Genomic DNA, 17975 nt, shown 5'->3' on the forward strand with positions numbered 1-17975 from the left:
AATTCATGTTCTAGTGTGTGCGGCCATGGTAACGAAGTTTAAGGATCTGGAGTCGATCACCCGGACGGGTGCGCTGCTCATTGTCCGGCTCGACAGTGCCGAAGAGGCGCTCGCCGTTTCCGAGGCCGCGATCGAGGGGGGGATCAAGGCGCTGGAGATCACGCTGTCCGTGCCGGGGGCGTTGGGCGTGATCTCTACTCTTGCCGCTCGGTACGGGGAGGAAGTGCTGGTCGGGGCGGGGACCGTGCTCGATGCGCAGTCCGCGGTCAGCTGTGTGCAGGCCGGGGCTCGGCTGCTCGTCAGCCCTCACCTGGAGCCCGCCATGATCGCCGCCGCCAATCGGTATCAGGCGGTCACCGTCAGCGGCGCGTTCACGCCTACGGAGATCGTGCGGACGATGGAGGCCGGGGCCGACATCGTGAAGTTGTTTCCGGCTGAGTTCTCGGGTGGGCCCGCGTATGTGCGGACCGTTCGGGCGCCGTTGCCGCAGGCGCCGGTGATGCCTGCGGGTGGGGTGGCTCCGGAGAATGTCAAGGAGTGGTTCGATGCGGGGGTTGTCGCTGTGGGGGTGGGGAGTTTTGTGACGAAGGCGGCTCGGGGGGATGGGGATTATCGGCGGGTTACTGAGGCGGCTTCGGTGATGTTGCGAGCTATTGAAGGGGCCCGCGCGTAGGACTCCAGCTTCCCCATGGTGTTTCAAAGGAGTTGCTCCATGGTCCACAACTCTCTCCTCTCCCCCTCCTCAGAAAAGACCCCCACCCGCATCTCCCCCCTCCGCCTCCGCTGGCTCTTCGTTGTCCTCCTCGTCACCGGCGGTGTCGTCAACTACCTCGACCGGGCCACCCTCAGCGTCGCCAACACCACCGTCGCCGCTGAATTCGGGCTCAGCGCAACGGAGATGGGGCTGCTGCTGGCCGCGTTCTCCTGGCCGTACGCCATCGCCAATCTGCCCGCCGGGTATCTCGTCGACCGGTTCGGGCCGAAGAAGATGTACGCGTGGGCCGCCGGACTGTGGTCGCTGATGACGATGGTCACGGCCGCCGCGAGCACCTTCGGGATGCTGTACGCCGCCCGGGTCGCGCTCGGGATCGCGGAGTCGCCGTTCTTCACCGCGAGCCTGAAGGTCAACGAGCGCTGGTTCGGCAAGGAGGAGCGCGCGCTGCCGATCTCGGTGGTCAACACCGGTTCCCAGATAGCGAACGCGCTCGCGCCGCCGCTGCTCACCTCGCTGCTGATCGGGTTCGGCTGGCGGGGCATGTTCGTGGCGGTGGGCGCGCTCGGGGTCGTCGTCATGCTGGTGTGGCTGCGGGTGTACCGGGACCCGTCCTTGCGTGAACAGGCCCTGATCCGGGGCGAGGAGATCGCCGAGGCCGTCAAGGGGCAGCAGGAGAAGGCCAGTTGGGGTGCGCTGTTCAGGCGGCGCAACACCTGGTTCATGATCCTGGGCGCGTTCGGCATCTTCTACACCGTGTGGGTCTATCTCACCTGGCTGCCCAGCTACTTGGAGACCTCACGCGGCTTCAGCCTGGCCCAGACCGGGTGGCTCGCCTCGCTGCCCTACCTGTGCGGGATCGCCGGGGTGCTGTGCGGCGGGGTGCTGTCGGGGCGGCTGATCCGGCGCGGGCTGCCGACCGTCACGGCGCGCAAGGTGCCGATCGTCGGCGGGGCGGTCCTCGCCGCCGCCGCCGTGCTGCCGGTCGCGTACGTCGACAGCACGCCGCTCGCCATCGGGCTGCTGTCGCTCGGGTACTTCGCGGCGCAGGTGCCGATGGGGTGCCTGTGGACGCTCGCCTCCGATCTCGCCGCGCCGCATCAAGTCGCCTCGCTGGGGGCCATCCAGAACTTCGGGGGGTTCCTCGGGGCGGCGATGGCGCCGATCGTCACGGGCGCCATCCTCGACGCGACCGGGAACAGCTACAGCCTCGTGTTCCTTGTGGGCGGGGCGCTGTTGCTGGTCGGCGGGGCTTCTTATCTGTTCTTCGTGCGGGACGACAGCGCGCGGGGCGATCGCCAGGACAGCCGAGACGCCGCCGCCAACTCCGGTGACAGCGAAGGGAGTCCGGCATGAAGGCCTACTTCGTCATCGGCCCCGCCGGCTCCGGCAAGTCCAGCGTCGCCCGCCGGCTCGCCGCCCTGACCGGGGCCGCGCACCTCGACAAGGACACCGTGTGCACCCGGCTCACCGAAGCGCTGCTGGCCGCCGCCGGGACCGACCCCGACGAGCGGGACGGGAACGGCTACTACCTGTCCGCCGTACGGGAGTTGGAGTATCTGACGCTGCTCGATCTGGCCCGGGACAACCTCGCCGTGGGGCGGCCGGTCGTGCTCGACGCTCCGTTCGGGGCGTACTTCTCCCGGCCCGGGTATCCCGCCGAGGCGGCTGTGCGGCACGGGTGGCCGGAGGGGGTGGAGGCGGTCGTGGTGCAGGTCCGCGCCGACTCCGGGGTCGCCCGGGAGCGGGTCCGGGCGCGGGGGCTCGCCCGGGACGCGTCCAAGCTCGCCGACTGGGCCACCTTCTGGGGCAACTCCCTTGCCCAGCGGTGCTGTTGGGAGGGCGTGCGGCGGGTGGAGTTCGACAACAGCGCCGACGGGCTCGACACGGAGTCGCTGCGGAAGACCGTACATCCCTGAAACTCCCGTAACTCCCCCTACCGCAAAGGCAGTTCCACCACGAACACCGTCCGCCCCGCCCCCTCCTCCGCGAGCGCGATCGACCCCCCGTGCGCCCGCACCAGCGACCGCGCCACCGACAGCCCGAGCCCGCTCCCGCCCCGGTCCCGGCTGCGGGCCTTGTCGACGCGGTAGAAGCGGTCGAACACCCGCTCACGGTCGGCGGGCGGGACCCCGGGACCTTCGTCGATCACCCGCACCCGCGCGACAGTGCCGGCCCGGGACACCTCCACCGTCACCGGTGTCCCCGCCGGTGTGTGCACCGCCGCGTTGGTGAGGAGGTTGTCCAGTACCTGCCGGATGCGCTGCGCGTCGATGCGCAGGGTCAGTTCCGCGGGGCCCGGGGTGAGGGTGAGCGGCCGGCCGGGATGGCTCGCGCGGAAGGCGTCGGCGGCCTGGTCGACCAGCTCCACGAGGTCCGCCCCGGCGAGCCGCAACGGCGTCTCCACCTCCGCCGCGTCGAGACGGGCGAGCAGCAGGAGATCGTCCAGGAGGAACCCCATGCGGGCCGCCTCCGCGCGCAGCCGGGCCAGGTGGCGGTCGCGTTCCTCGGGGGCGTTGGCGGCGGCGTACTGGAAGAGGTCGGCGTAGCCGCGTACGGACATCAGCGGGGTGCGCAGCTCGTGCGAGGCGTCGGCGACGAAGCGGCGCAGGCGCTGTTCGGCCTCCGCGCGGACGGCCAGGGAGTCGTCGATGTGCTCCAGCATCGTGTTGAACGCGGTGCGCAGCTCCTCCACCTCGGGGCCGCCGCCGGGGCGGTCCGCGCGCAGCGGGAGGCGGGCGGCGGACTCCGTCAGATCGTGCGAGGCGATGCCGTGCGCCGTGTGCGCCATGTCGCTCAGCGGCTTCAGCCCGCGCCGCAGCATCGAGCGGCCGACGACGACCAGGGCGGCCAGCGCGAGGACGAAGACGATCACCTGGATCGTGATCAGCTGGCGCACGGTGTCGTCGATGCCGTCCAGCGGGGCCGCGCTGACCAGGACCACCCCGGGCTCGACCTCGCAGGCGCGCAGCCGGTAGTCGCCGGCGCCGGACAGGTGCTCGGTGCGCAGCAGCTCCTTGTGCGCGGTCGTCTGCGCGCGGGCCAGCGACGTGAAGTCACCGACGTCCTGCGGGAGATCGGCCGGGTCCTCGGGGACGCGCAGGGCGGGGGCGCCCGCCTTGACGTCGTACACGGCGTAGTACCAGCTGTAGTACTTCTTGCCCGACAGCGTGCCGTAGTCGGCGATGCTCTTGGACTGGGCGACCTGGGCCTGGGCGAGCTGGGTGTCGAGCTGGGCGGAGAGGTAGTCGCGCATGTAGGTCGTCAGGGCGGTGCCGACCACGGCGAAGACGCCGAGCGCGAGGACGCCGAGGCCCAGCGCGAGCCGGGTGCCCAGGCGCATCCGGCGGTAGGAGCGGCGCAGCCGGCCGATCATCCGGGCGCCTGCCGGCGGACGACGTAGCCGAACCCGCGCACGGTGTGGATCAGCGGCTCGCCCGTCGCGTCCAGCTTGCGGCGCAGGCGGCTGACGACCAGCTCGACGACGTTGGAGCGGCCCCCGAAGCCGTACTCCCACACGTGGTCCAGGATCTGCGCCTTCGTGAGCACGGTGGGGGACTTGCGCATCAGGTAGCGCAGGACCTCGTACTCGGTGGGTGTCAGGGTCAGCAGGGAGCCCGCGCGGCGGACCTCGCGGGTGTCCTCGTCCATCGTCAGGTCGGCGACCTGGAGGACCGAGCGCTGGAAGGAGGGGCCCGCCGAGCGGCGCAGGACCGTGCGCAGCCGGGCCATCAGCTCCTCCACCGCGAACGGCTTCACCAGATAGTCGTCACCACCGCGCGTGAGGCCCGCGACACGGTCCGCGACGCCGTCGCGCGCGGTGAGGAACACCACGGGGATCATCGCGCCGGAGCGGCGCAGCCCGTCCAGGACGCCGAAGCCGTCGATGTCGGGCAGCATCAGGTCGAGCACGACGATGTCGGGCCGGAACTCCCCGGCCAGCCGCAGCGCCTCCTGACCGGTGTACGCCGTGACCGCTTCCCAGCCCTCGTACCGGGCGACGGTCGCCACGAGGTCGGCGATCGGCGGGTCGTCGTCCACGACGAGGAGTCGTACTTTTTCCACCCGTTCATAGTGCGGTACGCCACTGACAACGCCAGGCCTCGGGCTCACACTCGTCCATATCGATAAACACTTGAAAGTGTTACGACAGGATATCGACAGCTCGCCACGGTGAAGCTCGTGTCTTGAGCACCGATCAAGGAGTTCCGCCCGTGACGACCCTCCAGTCTCCCCCCACACCCGCCACGGGGATACGGCCCAAAGTCGTGGCCCGCACCGGGCTCTACGCGCTGCTGGCCGCGAACCTCGCCGCCGTGACCTACTTCGCGGCGGACGCCGGTTTCGGCTCCAACGCGCTCGTCGTGCTGGGCCGCTTCACCGGCCTGTACGCCGGCCTGATCATGGCGTTCCAGCTGCTGCTGGTCGCCCGGCTGCCCTGGCTGGACCGCCGCATCGGCATGGACCGGCTGACCAACTGGCACCGCTGGACCGGCTTCGGCCTGCTGTGGACCCTCGTCGGCCATGTGGTCTTCATCACCTTCGGCTACGCCCGGCTGGCCGGCTCGATGGACCCCGTCAACCAGCTCGTCAACCTGGCCGAGACCACCGAAGGCGTGCTCCGCGCGGTTGTCGCCCTCGTCCTCATCCTGGTCGTCGGCGGCGTCTCCGCCCGCTGGGCCCGCCGCCGGCTCTCCTACGAGACGTGGCACTTCATCCACCTCTACACCTACGTCGCGGTCGTCCTCGCCTTCACCCACCAGGTCGCCATCGGTACGACGTTCACGGCGTCCGCCGCCGCCAAGGCGTACTGGTACGGCGTGTGGGCCGGCGCCCTCGGCTCGGTGCTCCTCGGCCGCGCGGTGCTGCCCCTGTGGCGCAACTGGCGCCACCAGCTGCGCGTCTCCGAGGTCGTCCACGAGGCCGACAACGTCGTCTCCGTGCACATCACCGGACGTGACCTCGACAAGATGCCCGCGCAGGCCGGCCAGTTCTTCCTGTGGCGGTTCCTGACCCGCGACCGCTGGTGGCAGGCCAACCCCTTCTCCCTGTCCGCCGCCCCCGACGGGCTGCGGCTGCGGCTGACCGCGAAGGCGGCCGGCGCGGGCTCGGCGGGCCTGCGCCACGTCAAGCCCGGCACCCGCGTCTTCGCCGAGGGCCCCTACGGCGCCTTCACCGCCATGCACCGCACCCGCACCGACGCCCTGCTCATCGCGGGCGGCGTCGGCGTCACCCCGATCCGCGCCCTCATGGAGGACCTGACCGGGCACGCGGTCGTCATCTACCGCGTCGGCTCCGACCGCGACGCCGTGCTCTACGACGAACTGCGCGAACTCGCCCACGCCAAGGGCGCGGAGCTGCACCTGGTCACCGGACCGCCGGTGCCCGACCGGCTCGCGCCGCGCGAACTCGCCGCGCTGGTACCGGACATCACCGAGCGGGACGTCTTCCTGTGCGGTCCGCCGCCCATGATGAACGCCGTCCTCGGCACCCTCAACGAGCTGCGAGTGCCCAAGCAGCAGGTCCACTTCGAGCGCTTCAGCCTGGCGGGATGAACCGATGAAACGAGCGATACCTGTCCTGGTCCTGTCCGTCGCCGGGCTGATCCCGGTCTGGCGGTACGAGCCGTCCACGGGGGCCTCCTCCTCTTCTTCCGCCTCTTCGGAGGCGTCGGTTGTCACCCCGTCGGCCTCGGCCGGGACCTCCGGGACCGTCTTCAGCGGGACGACGATCTCGACCGACAAGGGTGACGTCCAGGTCCAGATCACCTACGAGAGCGGCAAGATCACGGCTGTCTCGATGCTGAAGGCGCCGGATCACCCGCAGACGAAGAACGCGGTGCCGAAGCTCATCGCGGAGACCCTTGAGGCGCAGAGCGCGAAGATCGACACCGTCTCCGGTGCGACCATCACCAGTGACGGCTACAAGGAGTCGTTGCAGGCCGCGATCGACGCGAAGGGCTGAGCTGGTGCACAGGGTCGAGCACGTCATGGGGTTCCCGGTCTCGCTGCGGATCGACGACGAGAGCGTCCCCGCCGGGATCGCCGACGCCCTCTTCGGCTGGCTGCGCGAAGTCGACGAGCGGTTCAGCCCGTTCAAGCCCGGCAGTGAGGTATCGCGGTACGGGCGCGGCGAGTTGACCGAGACGGAGCTGAGCGCGGACCTGCGTGAGGTGCTCGCCCTGTGCGAGAGGTACCGGGTCGCGACCGGCGGCGCCTTCGACGTCCGGTTGCCGGGGCGGGAGTTCGACCCCTGCGCCGTCGTCAAGGGCTGGTCCGTGCAGCGCGCGGCCGACCTCCTGACCGGCGCCGGCGTGCGCCGCTTCTGCCTCAACGCCGGGGGCGACGTCGTCGTCTCCGGCGGGCCCTGGCGGATCGGCGTACGGCATCCGCAGGCCGCCGACCAGGTGTGCGCGGTACTGGAGTTGACGGACGGGGCGGTCGCGACGTCCGCGTGCTACGAGCGCGGGGAGCACATCATCGACGGCCGTACGGGGCTCCCGGCGACCGGCCTCGACAGCCTCACCATCGTCGCCGCCACCCTCACCCTCGCCGACTCCGTCGCCACCGCCGCCTTCGCCATGGGCCGCGAGGGCGTCGAGTGGGCCGCCGGGCAGGAGGGGTGCGAGGTGTACGCGGTCGTCGAGGGCGGCGGGGTGCTGCGCACCGATGGGGTGCCGGTGGCGGCTTAACTCTCTTATTTTTAGCGGTACTTGTACGGCACGGCAGCGGGCCGCCGGATGTTCTCCGGGGGCCCGCTGCCGTGGTCGGATCGGACGGTCAGCTGACGTCCGAGGCGTCGAGGCGGTAGAGGCCGCTGTACGCGCTCACGGCGGTGCCGTTCTTCTTGATCCAGGCGCTGATCTCGGAGTTGGTGCCCTGGCCGCCGTCGGAGCTGATGACGACGTAGTGCAACTTGCCGGACTTCACCAGGGACTTGAGCTTCGCCAGGGTCATCGCGTTGTCGCTGCCGGACCAGCCGCCCATGGAGATGACCGGCTGGCCGGACTCCAGGATGATCGAGGCGGCCGTCTGGTCGGTGGCGACCGCGACCAGCCAACTGGCGCCGTCCTGGTTCTTCTTGAGGTAGGTGATCATCGCAGAGGAGACTTGGGAGCCGCCCATTCCGCCGCCGCCCTGCCGGGATTCGGTGGCCGAACCGCTGGGCCGCTCACCGGAGTTGGTGCCAGGGCCGCCGTTCCCGCCGCTGCCGCTGGGCCGTTGGCCGCCGCCCCCGCCCATGCCGCCCATCCCGCCGGTGCTCGGACCGGCCGTCGGGTTGGTGCCGTTGGTCGAGGAGGTGGCCGCCGAGGCCGAGTACGCGGCGGGTCCGGCGAGGAGGGCGACGACCGCTGTCAGTGCCGCGAGGCCCATCAGGCGGTGGCGGCGGGTGAAGCGGCCGACCAGGAGACCGAGCACGGCGACCGCTCCGGCCGCGGCGGCGACGATCTCGGCGACCGTGTAGACGGTCCCGGAGCCCGACACCCGCTGGAGCAGGACGACCGTCCAGACGGTGCTCGCCGCGATCGCCGTGGGCAGCACCCACGACCACTTGACGGCCGGGCGGTCCTTGAAGGCGCCGTACAGCATGACCCCGCCGATGCCGGCCAGGGCCGCGATGCCGGGGGCCATGGCGGTGACGTAGTAGGGGTGGAAGGTGCCCTCGGCGAGCGCGAAGGTCAGGTAGTGCAGGACGAACCAGCCGCCCCACAGCAGCAGCGCGGCCCGCTTGGCGTCGGTGCGCGGCGCCCGGCCGCGCAGGACCAGGCCGCCGATGAGGGCGATCGCGGCGAAGGGGATCATCCAGGAGATCTGGCCGCCCATGATCTCGTTGAACATCCGGTAGACGCTCGCGGTGCCGCCGAAGCTCGCGCCGTTGCCCTGCGAGCCCACCGACGAGCTCGCCCCGAAGATCCGGCCGAAGCCGTTGTAGCCGATGACGAGGTCCCAGACCGTGTTGTCGGTCGAACCGCCTATGTAGGGGCGCGAGGAGGCGGGGATCAGGTCGACGACCACCATCCACCAGGCGCTGGAGACGACCAGCGCGACCGTGGCGACCGCCAGATTGCGCAGCCGCCTGCCGAGCGTGGTCCGCGCCGCCCACAGGTAGACCAGGAAGAACACCGGCAGGACGACGTACGCCTGCATCATCTTCGTGTTGAACGCGAAGCCGATGGCGACGGCCGACCACACCAGCGGCATGAGGCGGCCGGTGCGCACCGACTTCAGCAGGGCCGCCGCGCCCAGCAGCATCAGGAAGACGAGGATGGGGTCCGGGTTGGTGTCGCGGGTGATGGCGACCGTGATGGGCGTAAGTGTCAGTGCCAGGGCTGCGATCGTTCCCGCGACGGCTCCGAAGTCCCGCTTCACCATCCGGTGCAGCAGCGCGACCGAGCCGACCCCGACGGTGACCATCGGCAGGGCCAACTGCCAGGTGCCGTAACCGAAGACGCGGGCGGACAGGCCCATCACCCAGAGGGCGAAGGGGGGTTTGTCGACGGTGATGAAGCTGCCGGAGTCCAGGGCGCCGAAGAAGAACGCCTTCCAGCTCTTCGTGCCGCTGTAGACGGCCGCGTTGTAGAAGGAGTTGCCGGAGATCGAAGTCATGTTCCACGCGTACAGCGCGGTCGCCAGGACCAGGATCGCCCAGAGCGCCGGGCGGGCCCAGCGGGGGTCCTCCGGGGCGCCGGTGAACAGACGCCGGACCTTGCCGCGGGCGTCCGGCGGCACGGCCCGGTGCCGGGGGCTCCCGCCCTCGACGGGCGGCGGGGCGAGAGTCGTCATGACGCGTACTCCAGGAGGTCGAGGCCGCTCGTGCGGGTCGGCGGGGTGACGGGTGAAGGGGTGGTGCGGCGCGGGAGATCAGCTCACGCGTTCATGAACATGACCCTCGGGGGTCTGTCTGGGGGGCGGCTGAGGCGGTGCTGAGGGGACGGTGAGAATCAGTGGACTCACAGAAAGTGCACAGTCGGGGGCTGTGCAATCCTCAGTACACACGCCCTTCACACGGCCGAATCGTATGGCGAAATTCAGCCCCGGCAGCCATTGAAGAGATACCCCACAGGCGGTCTAGACTCCCGGCAACAGCCCGTACGGTTCGTCTTCGGCGGCGGGCGGATCCAGCCAGACCCGAAGGGCGTTCGGCGCTTTGATACGAATAGATTCAGTCACCAAGCGATACCCCGACGGCACCACGGCGGTCGACCGGCTCTCGCTGGAGATCCCGGACCGCTCGATCACCGTCCTCGTCGGCCCCTCCGGCTGCGGCAAGACCACCACCCTGCGGATGATCAACCGGATGGTCGAGCCCAGCGAGGGCACGATCTCCATCGACGGCGTCGACACCCGCCGCCAGCCGGTCAACACCCTGCGCCGCGGCATGGGCTACGTCATCCAGAACGCCGGTCTCTTCCAGCACCGCACGATCATCGACAACATCGCCACCGTCCCCCGGCTGCTCGGCCGCGGCAAGGCCGAGTCCCGCTCCCGCGCGGCCGAGCTGATGGAGCGCGTCGGGCTCGACCCCGCGCTCGCCAAGCGCTACCCGTACCAGCTCTCCGGCGGCCAGCAGCAGCGCGTCGGCGTGGCCCGCGCGCTCGCCGCCGATCCGCCCGTGCTGCTCATGGACGAGCCGTTCTCCGCCGTCGACCCCGTCGTCCGCAAGGGCCTCCAGGACGAACTCCTGCGCCTCCAGGGTGAGTTGGGCAAGACGATCGTCTTCGTCACCCATGACATCGACGAGGCCGTCAAGCTCGGTACCATGGTCGCCGTGCTGCGCACCGGCGGCAAGCTCGCCCAGTTCGCGCCGCCCGCCGAACTGCTGACCCACCCGGCGGACGAGTTCGTCGAGGACTTCCTCGGCACCGACCGGGGTATCCGCCGGCTGTCCTTCTTCCCGTCCTCCGGGCTCGAACTGCTCACCGGTCCGGTCGTCGCCGTCGACGCGTCGGCGCAGCGGCTCGCCGCCGCCCGGCGCACCGCCCCCTACCTCCTGGTGACCGACACGGACGGCCGCCCGCTGGGCTGGGCCGAGCCGGACGGCGCCCTCGACCCCGCGCAACTCCTGTCCCACGGGCGGCCGTTCACCGCCGGGCAGGACTCGCTGCGGGCCGCGCTGGACTGCGCGGTGCTCTCGCCCACCGGGTGGGCGGTCGGGGTCGGGACGGACGGAAGGGTGGCCGGCGTGGTCTCACAGCAGGCCATCGGGGAGGCCATCCGGGGGGCGCATCAGGAGAGTTCGGCGGGGGGCTCCGGCAACTCCGGCGCGGCTCGCGGGATTTCCGCCGGCTTCGCCGCGCGCCCGGCCGACTCCGGCGCACAGCCCGCCGACTCCGCCGAGTGCCCCGCCGACTCCGGCGCACAGCCCGGCACTTCAGGTCCCGTCGACCCGAAAGCCCGCCGCTGATGGGTGACTTCAGTCGTTTCTTCGACATCCCCAGCGACCTCCAGCACAGCTGGTTCGGGCTCATCGTGCTGCACCTGCGCGAGGCGCTGCTGCCGGTGCTCGCCGGGCTGCTGCTCGCCCTGCCGCTCGGCCAGCTCTGCGTCCGCCTCAAGTGGCTGTATCCGCCGGTCCTTTGGGTGACGACGGTGCTGTACGCGATCCCCTCGCTGGCGTTCTTCGTCGTCCTCATCGACTACACCGGCATGACCGAGCTGACCGTGATGATCCCGCTCACGGTCTACAGCCTCGTCGTCCTCGTCCCGGCGATCGTCGACGCGGTGCGCTCGGTGCCGCAGGAGACGCTGGCCGCCGCGACCGCGATGGGCTTCGGGCCCGTACGCCGGTACCTCCAGGTGCAGTTGCCGATCGCCGTGCCCGCGATCATCGCAGGCCTCAGGGTCGCGACCGTCTCCAGCATCTCCCTCGTCAGCGTCGGCATGCTCATCGGCAACCAGGGCGCCCTCGGCAACCTGCTGAACGACGCCAACATCTACAACCGCCCCGAGCTGGCCTGGAACTCGGTGCTGACCTCCGCCGCCCTCGCGATCCTCGTCGACGCGGCCCTGGTCGGCGTACGCGTCCTGCTCACGCCCTGGATGCCGGGCGGGCGCCGTGACAAGGCGCAGGCCGGCCCCGTACTGGAGGACGCAGCCCGGTGAACGTACTGCACTTCATCAACGCCTTCTTCAGCGACGGCTCGCACTGGAGCGGCTACGCCGGGATCCCGGCGCGGCTGGGGGAGCACGTCCAGTACTCGCTCCAGGCGCTCGCCATCGCGGCCGGGATCGGGCTGCCGGTCGGGCTGGTCACCGGGCACTACGGGCGCGGCGGCAACGCGCTCTCGCTGGTCGCGACCGCCGCCCGCGCGCTGCCCACGTTCGGCCTGCTGGTCCTCACCACGATGATCATCGGCTTCGGGATGCTGCCCGTGATGATCCCGCTGGTCGTCCTCGCCGTCCCGCCGATCCTCGTCACCACCTACGAGGCGATGCGCTCGGTCGACCCCGCGCCCGTCGACGCCGCCCGGGGCATGGGGATGGGCGAGGCGCAGATCCTCTTCCGCGTCGAACTCCCCGTCGCCCTCGCCCTGATCCTCAGCGGACTGCGCTCGGCGGCCATCCAGATCGTCTCGACGGCGACCATCGCCGCGTACGTCGGCCTCGGTGGTCTCGGCCGGTTCATCATCGACGGCCTCTACCAGCGCGACTTCGAGAAGGTCGTGGGCGGCGCGACGCTGGTCGCCCTCATGGCACTCACGACGCTCGGGCTGTTCTGGGTGATCGCCCGGTTCGCGGTGTCGCCGGGGGTGCGGCGCAGCGCGTAGGACATGGAGAAGCGGCGCCCGCCTTGTGATCAGGCGGGCGCCGCTCTTTCTCGCTCTCAGCCGCCCGTGCGGGCCAGCGCCTGTTCCAGGACGACCAGGAGGGCGTCGCGGACCGAGCCGCGCTCGCGGGCGTCGAAGACCAGCAGGGGCACGCCGTCGGTGACGTCGAGGGCCCAGCGGACCTCGTCGAGGGTGTGCTCGACGCGCCCGTCGAAGGCGTTCACCGCGACCGCGAACGGGATGCGGCGGTGCTCGAAGTAGTCGACGGCGGCGTAGCAGTCGTCCAGCCGGCGGGTGTCGACGATGACGAGCCCGCCGACCGCGCCCTCGACGATGTCGTCCCACATGAAGCCGAACCGCTCCTGCCCGGGGGTGCCGAACAGGTACAGCTTCAGCGTCGGGTCGATGGTGATGCAGCCGAAGTCCATCGCGACCGTGGTCGTCGTCTTGCGCGGGGTGTGTGACAGGTCGTCAACTCCCGCCGCCACTTCAGTGATCGCGGCCTCGGTGGTCAGGGGCTCGATCTCGGAGATCGCGCCCACGGCGGTGGTCTTGCCCACGCCGAAGCCGCCGGCTATCACCAACTTCACCGGCAGCGGCGGCCGTTCGACGGCGACGGCGCCGGTGAGCGGTTCAGTCGGAGTCACGGAGTACCCCCCGGGAGTCGGGGATGGCCCGCAGGCCATCGATAACCCTGCGCAGGACGGACGCGTCGTGGACGACGCCCAAGTCGGGCACGTGCACCGCGAGATGACCCGAGGCGCGCAGATCCTCGGCGAGCACCCGCACCACGTTCAGGTGCAGCCGCAGCCGCGCCGCCATCTCCGCGAGAGACAGCGGGCGGCGGCACGCGGCGACGATGTCGTGCTGCTCGAACGACAGCTTCTCCAACTTCTCCAGCCCGGCGACGGTGGCCACCACCTGTGTCTCCACCGGCATCGGCCGCCCGGCCGTCTCGGCGCCCGCGCCCGCCACCCGGCCCGCGGTGAGCAGGAAGGGCCGTACGGCCGAGGGCGGTCGCGCCGGGGCGCCGTCCTGCGGGGTGGGCCCGTCCGCCATCGCTGCTGGTCCTCTTCTGTCGGCTCGACACCGCTGTGCGCCCCGGACGGGCGGTCAGCGCAGCCTGCTCTTGTTCGCCTGAGCCTGCGCCTGCTGGGCCGCGCCGACGGTGTTCTTCAGCTCGAGCACCAGCTGCGGGCTGAGCGCGGAACCGGCCCGGTTGGCGAACACGGTCATCTCGTAGGCGATGTTGCCGAGCTTCGCCTCCTTGTCGGTGACCACGCCGAGCACGGCGCCGCTGCCGATCGAGGAGACCAGCACATGGCCGCCCTCCAGGTCGATGATGACCTTGTTGAGGCCGCCGAGCCCGTAGTTGCCGGCCGCGCCCGCGGCCAGCGACGTGATGCCGGAGACGATGGCGGCGAGCCGCTCCGAGTCCGCGTGCTCGCGCAGTTCCGACACCGCGATCAGCAGCCCGTCGGAGGAGACCGCGATGGCGTCCACGACGCCCGCGGTCTCGGTGGCGAAACGCCCCAGCAGCCAGGTGAAGTCGGCTGCCGCGGCCCGCAGATCGGTCGGCGTGCTCTCACCCGAGGGGGTGTCACCTGTCGACGTGCTCACTGCTCGGCTCCTTCCAGGAGGTGGTTCTGGTGGTGCATGGGGCTGCGGTCCTCGGTGGGTCGGCGGGCGGGCACATGGTCGTCGGGCGCCGGGGCGGCGGTCTCGCCGGGGGCTTCGGCGGAGTCGGCGTTCGCCTGCCGCACCGCCGCCTCGAACTCCTCCAGCTCGCTGCGGACGGCGTCCGCGTCGGCGGGGCGGGCCGTGTTCCGGGCGGCGGCGTAGCGCTCGGCCGCGTCGGCGGTCGCGTGCAGGGTCGCGCCGCGGACCCGGCGGCGCAGGGGGCGCGGGGCGTCGGGGGCGGGTGCTTCGGCGCGGGCGCGGGGGATGAAGGGGTTCGCTTCGGCGGCGGGGGTGTTGGCGGCGAGGGCTTCGGCGGCGGGCTCTTCGGCGCGGGCCGGAGGCTCCGGGGAGTTCTCGTTCACCGCCGGCCTCGGCTCTCCGGCAGATCCTGACTCCGGCTCAGAAATCGTAGCGGCGAGGGCAGTTGAGGGCACCGGCTGCGCGAGGCTCGCGGCCGACGCCGTCACCGCCGTCGCGGCCACCGCCTCCAGCTCGCCCCCGCTCAGCGTCAGCAGCAGCGACGACGGCAGCGCGACCTCTGCCGTGACGCCCCCGCCGGGCGTGCGCGAGAGGGTGACGTCGATGTCCCAGCGCCGGGCGAGGGCGCCGACGACGAACAGGCCGAGCACCTTCGTCGGCACGAGATCGAGGCGTTCACGGCGCACCAGCCGGGCGTTCTCCTCGGCGAGCCGTTCCGCGCTCATGCCGAGCCCGTGGTCGGCGATCGTCACCGACGCGCCGTCCGCGTGCGAGTGGACGGCGACCTCGACGGGGCTGCCGGCCGGCGAGAACGACACGGCGTTCTCCAGGAGTTCGGCCACCATCAGCGTCAGGTCGCCCACGATGTCGGGCTCCACCATCGCCTCGGACGTGGCCCGCAGCGAGACCCGCTGATACCCCTCGATCTGCCCGAGCGCGGCGCGCACGACGTTGGTGAGCGCGGTCGGGGAACCGTCGAGGACGGTCTCGCGGATACCGGCGAGCAGCATCAGACTGTCGGCGTTGCGGCGCAGGCGTACGGCGATGTGGTCGATGGAGTACAGCCGCTCCAGCAGCGCCGGGTCGGTCTCGCCGCGCTCCACCGCGTCGATCAGCGTGAGCTGACGGGTCGTCAAGTTGCTGACGCGGCGCCCCACGTTGCCGAACATCTCGGCGACGTTGCGGCGGCTGAGCACCTGGCGTTCCAGCAGCGCGGCGGCGGTGGTCTGCACGTTGTTGAACGCCTCGGCCAGCTCGCCGATCTCGTCGCGCGCGGTGACCGGCAGTTCGCGCAGCCGGGGCGGTCCGCTCTCCTCGGCGTCGTCGTCGGCGACGCGGGCCAGCTCGCGCCCGGCGACGTCGGCGACCTCCTGGGCCGCCCCGGTGAGCGCGAGCACGGGACGGACGACCGAGCGGCGCACCAGGACCGAGAAGGCGATCCACAGGACGAAGCCGATGAGGGCGAGGTTCAGCAGCAGTCCGATGCGCCACTGCGCGCTGTCGGCGCTCTCCTCGGCGCGGTCGGCGATCTGCCCGATGAGGGCGTCGGTCACCTTCAGCCGGTTCGCGGCCTGCTGCTGGAAGTCCCCGTAGGCGGCGAGGGCCTGGCGCAGCGCGGTGCGCAACTCGTCGGTGGAGGTGGCCTGGAGGGAGCTGGGGTCGACCGAGAGTTCGGCGTAGTGCTGGTCGACGGCGGCCTGGGCCGGGTTGTGCTCGATGTTGCCGAGCTGGTCGCCCTGCGCCTCGGTGGCGAACCGGGTGAACCGCTCGGCCTGGTAGGTGTACAGCTCCAGGGAGCCGACCGCGCCGGTGAACTCGATCAGCGCGTTGGTGTCGCCGGTGAGCGCGGAGAAGACGCCGGTCTCGAAGGCGCCGTGGGCGGCGTCGGCGCGCAGCAGCGAGTCGAGGAGGTTGCCCGTGAACGTCGTCGCGAGCGCCGAGTTGCGGTCGAGGCCGAGGCCGTTGATGAGGTTCTTCGACGCGTTCATGTACGCGGGGTCGATGTTGTCGGCCGGCAGGTAGCCCTGCTCGATCGTGCTGCGCAGCCCCGCCAGGCCCTCGATCTCGCGCAGCGCCTGCGCCTCGCCGTCGGGCAGCTGGTCGCCGAACGCCTGGCGTACGACGGTGACTTGGTTGTCGACGCCGACCTGGGCGACCCGGTAGGGGTCGGTGGAGGGCGTACCGCCGTCGAAGGACGCCTCGTGCCGCACCGACAGCAGGATGGCCTGCTGGTGTTCGGCCTCCAACAGGGAGATCAGCCGGGCGACTTGGGAGCTGTCGCGCACCAACTGGGCGGCTTCCTTGGCCCGTTCGGACTCGCGCACCAGATCGGTGGCGATGTACGCCAGCAGTACGGCGATCACCGTCAGCGGCACCCCGACCAGGATGTTCAGCTTGCGCTGGAACGGCCACCGGTCGGCGAGGGCCCGCAGGCCGCGGCGGGCGGGCACGGATGCCGGCCGGGCGGGCGCGTCCACCTCGTTCGTGGACACCGGGCCTCCTTGCATAGGCTGGTGGTGCACCGTGCGCGCGACACACACGCATGGCCGATTTTCGATCGCTCTGACATGCTCGGGGGTTCGAACGGGTCGGCGGGCGAATCGTACCGGTGTGTGATCCGCGCCAACTCCGGGAGGCTATCGCTTCCGTGCGGGGTCAACCACGTCGCCCGGGGTCAAGAATCCATTACGAAGCGACGCGGACGGTAATCGGCCACCGGGCGAAACGGAGGCGGAAGCGGCGGGCGGGGCCGGAAATCGAACGCGAGCGAATCGTTAACATGCCCGCTCTTGACTCACGGAGAACGGGCTGGATTGGATCGAGCCACACTCCGCACACCCCCCAGCCGAAAACGGGAACCGTGACTTCCAGCACTCACCCCAGCAGGCCCCTCCGCAGACACCCCGGCGCGGCGACCGCCCTGATCGCCGTGGCGACGGTCCTCCTGGCGGGGTGTGGTTCCTCCGACTCCGGGAGCGGCAACCCGCTGGAGGACGGCGGTTCGGACGGCAAGACCGTCGTCGTCGGCTCGAACAACTTCGCCGAGAGCATCCTGCTCGCCGACATCTACGGCGAGGCGCTCAAGGCCAAGGGCGTCAAGGTCACCTACAAGCCCAACATCGGCAGCCGCGAGACGACGTACGGGCTGCTCAAGAACGGTTCCGTCACCGTGCTGCCCGAGTACAACGGCTCCCTGCTGGCGTACCTCGACTCCAAGGCCCCGCAGACGTCGCTGGAGACGGTCAACGCGTCCGTCAAGGCCAAGCTCGACTCCAAGCTGACGCTGCTGGAGTCCTCCCCGGCCGAGGACAAGGACTCCGTCACGATCAACGCGGAGACGGCCGCGAAGTACAAGCTCACCGCCGCCTCCACCCTCGCCGACCTCAAGGACATCGCGCCCGAGATCGCCCTCGGCGGCTCGCCCGAGTTCCAGACCCGGCACCAGGGCATCCCCGGCCTTCAGTCCGAGTACGGCCTGACCTTCAAGTCCTTCAAGGCACTTGACGCCGGCGGGCCGCTCACGCAGGCGGCGCTGAAGAAGAACACCGTGCAGGCGGCGGACATCTTCACCACCGACCCGACCATCGTCAAAGAGAAGTTCATCGTCCTCCAGGACCCCAAGAACCTCTTCGGCTTCGCCAACGTCACGCCCCTCGTCTACAAGAGCGGCCTGAGCCAGGCGGGCGTCGACGCGCTCAACGCGGCCTCCGCCAAGCTCGACACCAAGACCCTCCTCGACCTCGACGCGCAGGTCCAGCTGGAGAACAAGGACCCGCTCGACGTCGCCAAGGCCTGGCTGAAGTCGGTGGGCCTCGCCTCCTGACGCACCTCCCCTCC

17 protein-coding genes are annotated in these 17975 nt (G+C 70.8%); 10 read left to right on the forward strand and 7 right to left on the reverse strand.

Translation table 11 applies throughout. From position 1 onward, the window contains the following. Positions 1–25: 25 nt before the first annotated feature. From ACYUD3_RS01375 to ACYUD3_RS01385, 3 genes are read left to right on the forward strand one after another with little or no spacing between them, the layout of a single operon-like run. On the forward strand, positions 26–673 hold the full coding sequence (locus ACYUD3_RS01375) for a bifunctional 4-hydroxy-2-oxoglutarate aldolase/2-dehydro-3-deoxy-phosphogluconate aldolase (RefSeq protein WP_470962117.1): 648 nt from the start codon (positions 26–28) through the stop codon (positions 671–673). Positions 674–712: 39 nt separating this feature from the next. After that, positions 713–2068 carry an MFS transporter gene (locus ACYUD3_RS01380; protein WP_470962120.1) on the forward strand — a complete coding sequence of 452 codons (1356 nt, stop codon included), beginning with the start codon at positions 713–715 and terminating at the stop codon, positions 2066–2068. Continuing rightward, the gene (locus tag ACYUD3_RS01385; RefSeq protein WP_470962123.1) at positions 2065–2631 is read left to right on the forward strand and encodes a P-loop nucleotide/nucleoside kinase family protein; all 567 of its coding nucleotides are present in this window, start codon (positions 2065–2067) and stop codon (positions 2629–2631) included. The genes ACYUD3_RS01380 and ACYUD3_RS01385 overlap by 4 nt, the downstream gene beginning before the upstream one ends. Before the next feature lie 17 nt (positions 2632–2648). Here ACYUD3_RS01385 and ACYUD3_RS01390 read toward each other — a convergent pair whose 3' ends face one another. Both ACYUD3_RS01390 and ACYUD3_RS01395 read right to left on the reverse strand, forming a co-directional pair. Then, positions 2649–4088: a sensor histidine kinase gene (locus ACYUD3_RS01390; RefSeq protein ID WP_470962126.1), complete on the reverse strand. Its 1440-nt coding sequence runs from the start codon at positions 4086–4088 to the stop codon at positions 2649–2651. Then, entirely contained in the window at positions 4085–4777 is a 693-nt protein-coding gene (locus tag ACYUD3_RS01395; protein ID WP_470962129.1) for a response regulator transcription factor, read from the reverse strand. Before ACYUD3_RS01395 ends, ACYUD3_RS01390 begins: the two co-directional genes overlap by 4 nt. 149 nt (positions 4778–4926) lie before the next feature. Here ACYUD3_RS01395 and ACYUD3_RS01400 point away from each other — a divergent pair, with 149 nt between their 5' ends. From ACYUD3_RS01400 to ACYUD3_RS01410, 3 genes are read left to right on the forward strand one after another with little or no spacing between them, the layout of a single operon-like run. Beyond that, the gene (locus tag ACYUD3_RS01400; protein WP_470962132.1) at positions 4927–6267 is read left to right on the forward strand and encodes a ferredoxin reductase family protein; all 1341 of its coding nucleotides are present in this window, start codon (positions 4927–4929) and stop codon (positions 6265–6267) included. Positions 6268–6271: 4 nt separating this feature from the next. Then, on the forward strand, positions 6272–6676 hold the full coding sequence (locus ACYUD3_RS01405) for an FMN-binding protein (RefSeq protein WP_470962135.1): 405 nt from the start codon (positions 6272–6274) through the stop codon (positions 6674–6676). 4 nt (positions 6677–6680) lie between these two features. Further along, entirely contained in the window at positions 6681–7403 is a 723-nt protein-coding gene (locus ACYUD3_RS01410; protein WP_470962138.1) for an FAD:protein FMN transferase, read from the forward strand. Between the two features lie 88 nt (positions 7404–7491). Here the strand turns inward: ACYUD3_RS01410 and ACYUD3_RS01415 are convergent, their stop codons facing one another. After that, complete coding sequence (locus ACYUD3_RS01415; protein WP_470962141.1) at positions 7492–9495, reverse strand: ArnT family glycosyltransferase; 2004 nt, start codon at positions 9493–9495, stop codon at positions 7492–7494. 364 nt (positions 9496–9859) lie between these two features. Here ACYUD3_RS01415 and ACYUD3_RS01420 point away from each other — a divergent pair, with 364 nt between their 5' ends. Genes ACYUD3_RS01420 through ACYUD3_RS01430 form a run of 3 tightly spaced genes read left to right on the forward strand, consistent with a single transcriptional unit; the run spans position 9860 to position 12479 of the window. Continuing rightward, on the forward strand, positions 9860–11116 hold the full coding sequence (locus ACYUD3_RS01420; RefSeq protein ID WP_470962144.1) for an ABC transporter ATP-binding protein: 1257 nt from the start codon (positions 9860–9862) through the stop codon (positions 11114–11116). Then, positions 11116–11814, forward strand: coding sequence for an ABC transporter permease (locus tag ACYUD3_RS01425; protein ID WP_470962147.1), 699 nt, complete (start codon positions 11116–11118; stop codon positions 11812–11814). Before ACYUD3_RS01420 ends, ACYUD3_RS01425 begins: the two co-directional genes overlap by 1 nt. Continuing rightward, positions 11811–12479 carry an ABC transporter permease gene (locus tag ACYUD3_RS01430; protein ID WP_470962150.1) on the forward strand — a complete coding sequence of 223 codons (669 nt, stop codon included), beginning with the start codon at positions 11811–11813 and terminating at the stop codon, positions 12477–12479. Before ACYUD3_RS01425 ends, ACYUD3_RS01430 begins: the two co-directional genes overlap by 4 nt. A gap of 56 nt (positions 12480–12535) precedes the next feature. Here ACYUD3_RS01430 and ACYUD3_RS01435 read toward each other — a convergent pair whose 3' ends face one another. From ACYUD3_RS01435 to ACYUD3_RS01450, 4 genes are read right to left on the reverse strand one after another with little or no spacing between them, the layout of a single operon-like run. Next, a complete protein-coding gene (locus tag ACYUD3_RS01435) occupies positions 12536–13126 on the reverse strand; it encodes a GTP-binding protein (RefSeq protein ID WP_470962153.1) in 591 nt (196 codons plus the stop codon). Continuing rightward, complete coding sequence (locus ACYUD3_RS01440; RefSeq protein ID WP_470962156.1) at positions 13113–13538, reverse strand: DUF742 domain-containing protein; 426 nt, start codon at positions 13536–13538, stop codon at positions 13113–13115. Before ACYUD3_RS01440 ends, ACYUD3_RS01435 begins: the two co-directional genes overlap by 14 nt. A 54-nt stretch (positions 13539–13592) precedes the next feature. Beyond that, positions 13593–14099, reverse strand: coding sequence for a roadblock/LC7 domain-containing protein (locus ACYUD3_RS01445; RefSeq protein ID WP_470962159.1), 507 nt, complete (start codon positions 14097–14099; stop codon positions 13593–13595). Beyond that, positions 14096–16630 (reverse strand): sensor histidine kinase, encoded by a 2535-nt coding sequence (locus ACYUD3_RS01450; protein ID WP_470962162.1) that lies wholly within the window; start codon positions 16628–16630, stop codon positions 14096–14098. The genes ACYUD3_RS01445 and ACYUD3_RS01450 overlap by 4 nt, the downstream gene beginning before the upstream one ends. Before the next feature lie 368 nt (positions 16631–16998). Here ACYUD3_RS01450 and ACYUD3_RS01455 point away from each other — a divergent pair, with 368 nt between their 5' ends. Continuing rightward, positions 16999–17961, forward strand: coding sequence for an ABC transporter substrate-binding protein (locus ACYUD3_RS01455; RefSeq protein ID WP_470962165.1), 963 nt, complete (start codon positions 16999–17001; stop codon positions 17959–17961). The last annotated feature ends 14 nt before the right edge of the window (positions 17962–17975 follow it).

It is taken from the genome of Streptomyces sp. AMJ-169 (assembly GCF_055597585.1).

Bases quoted from the DNA above. Each gene is read 5' to 3' on its own strand.
- ACYUD3_RS01415 (WP_470962141.1), bottom strand. From the start codon at position 9,495: ATGACGACTCTCGCCCCGCCGCCCGTCGAGGGCGGGAGCCCCCGGCAC.
- ACYUD3_RS01375 (WP_470962117.1), top strand. From the start codon at position 26: ATGGTAACGAAGTTTAAGGATCTGGAGTCGATCACCCGGACGGGTGCG.
- ACYUD3_RS01440 (WP_470962156.1), bottom strand. From the start codon at position 13,538: ATGGCGGACGGGCCCACCCCGCAGGACGGCGCCCCGGCGCGACCGCCC.
- ACYUD3_RS01405 (WP_470962135.1), top strand. From the start codon at position 6,272: ATGAAACGAGCGATACCTGTCCTGGTCCTGTCCGTCGCCGGGCTGATC.
- ACYUD3_RS01380 (WP_470962120.1), top strand. From the start codon at position 713: ATGGTCCACAACTCTCTCCTCTCCCCCTCCTCAGAAAAGACCCCCACC.
- ACYUD3_RS01390 (WP_470962126.1), bottom strand. From the start codon at position 4,088: ATGATCGGCCGGCTGCGCCGCTCCTACCGCCGGATGCGCCTGGGCACC.
- ACYUD3_RS01425 (WP_470962147.1), top strand. From the start codon at position 11,116: ATGGGTGACTTCAGTCGTTTCTTCGACATCCCCAGCGACCTCCAGCAC.
- ACYUD3_RS01385 (WP_470962123.1), top strand. From the start codon at position 2,065: ATGAAGGCCTACTTCGTCATCGGCCCCGCCGGCTCCGGCAAGTCCAGC.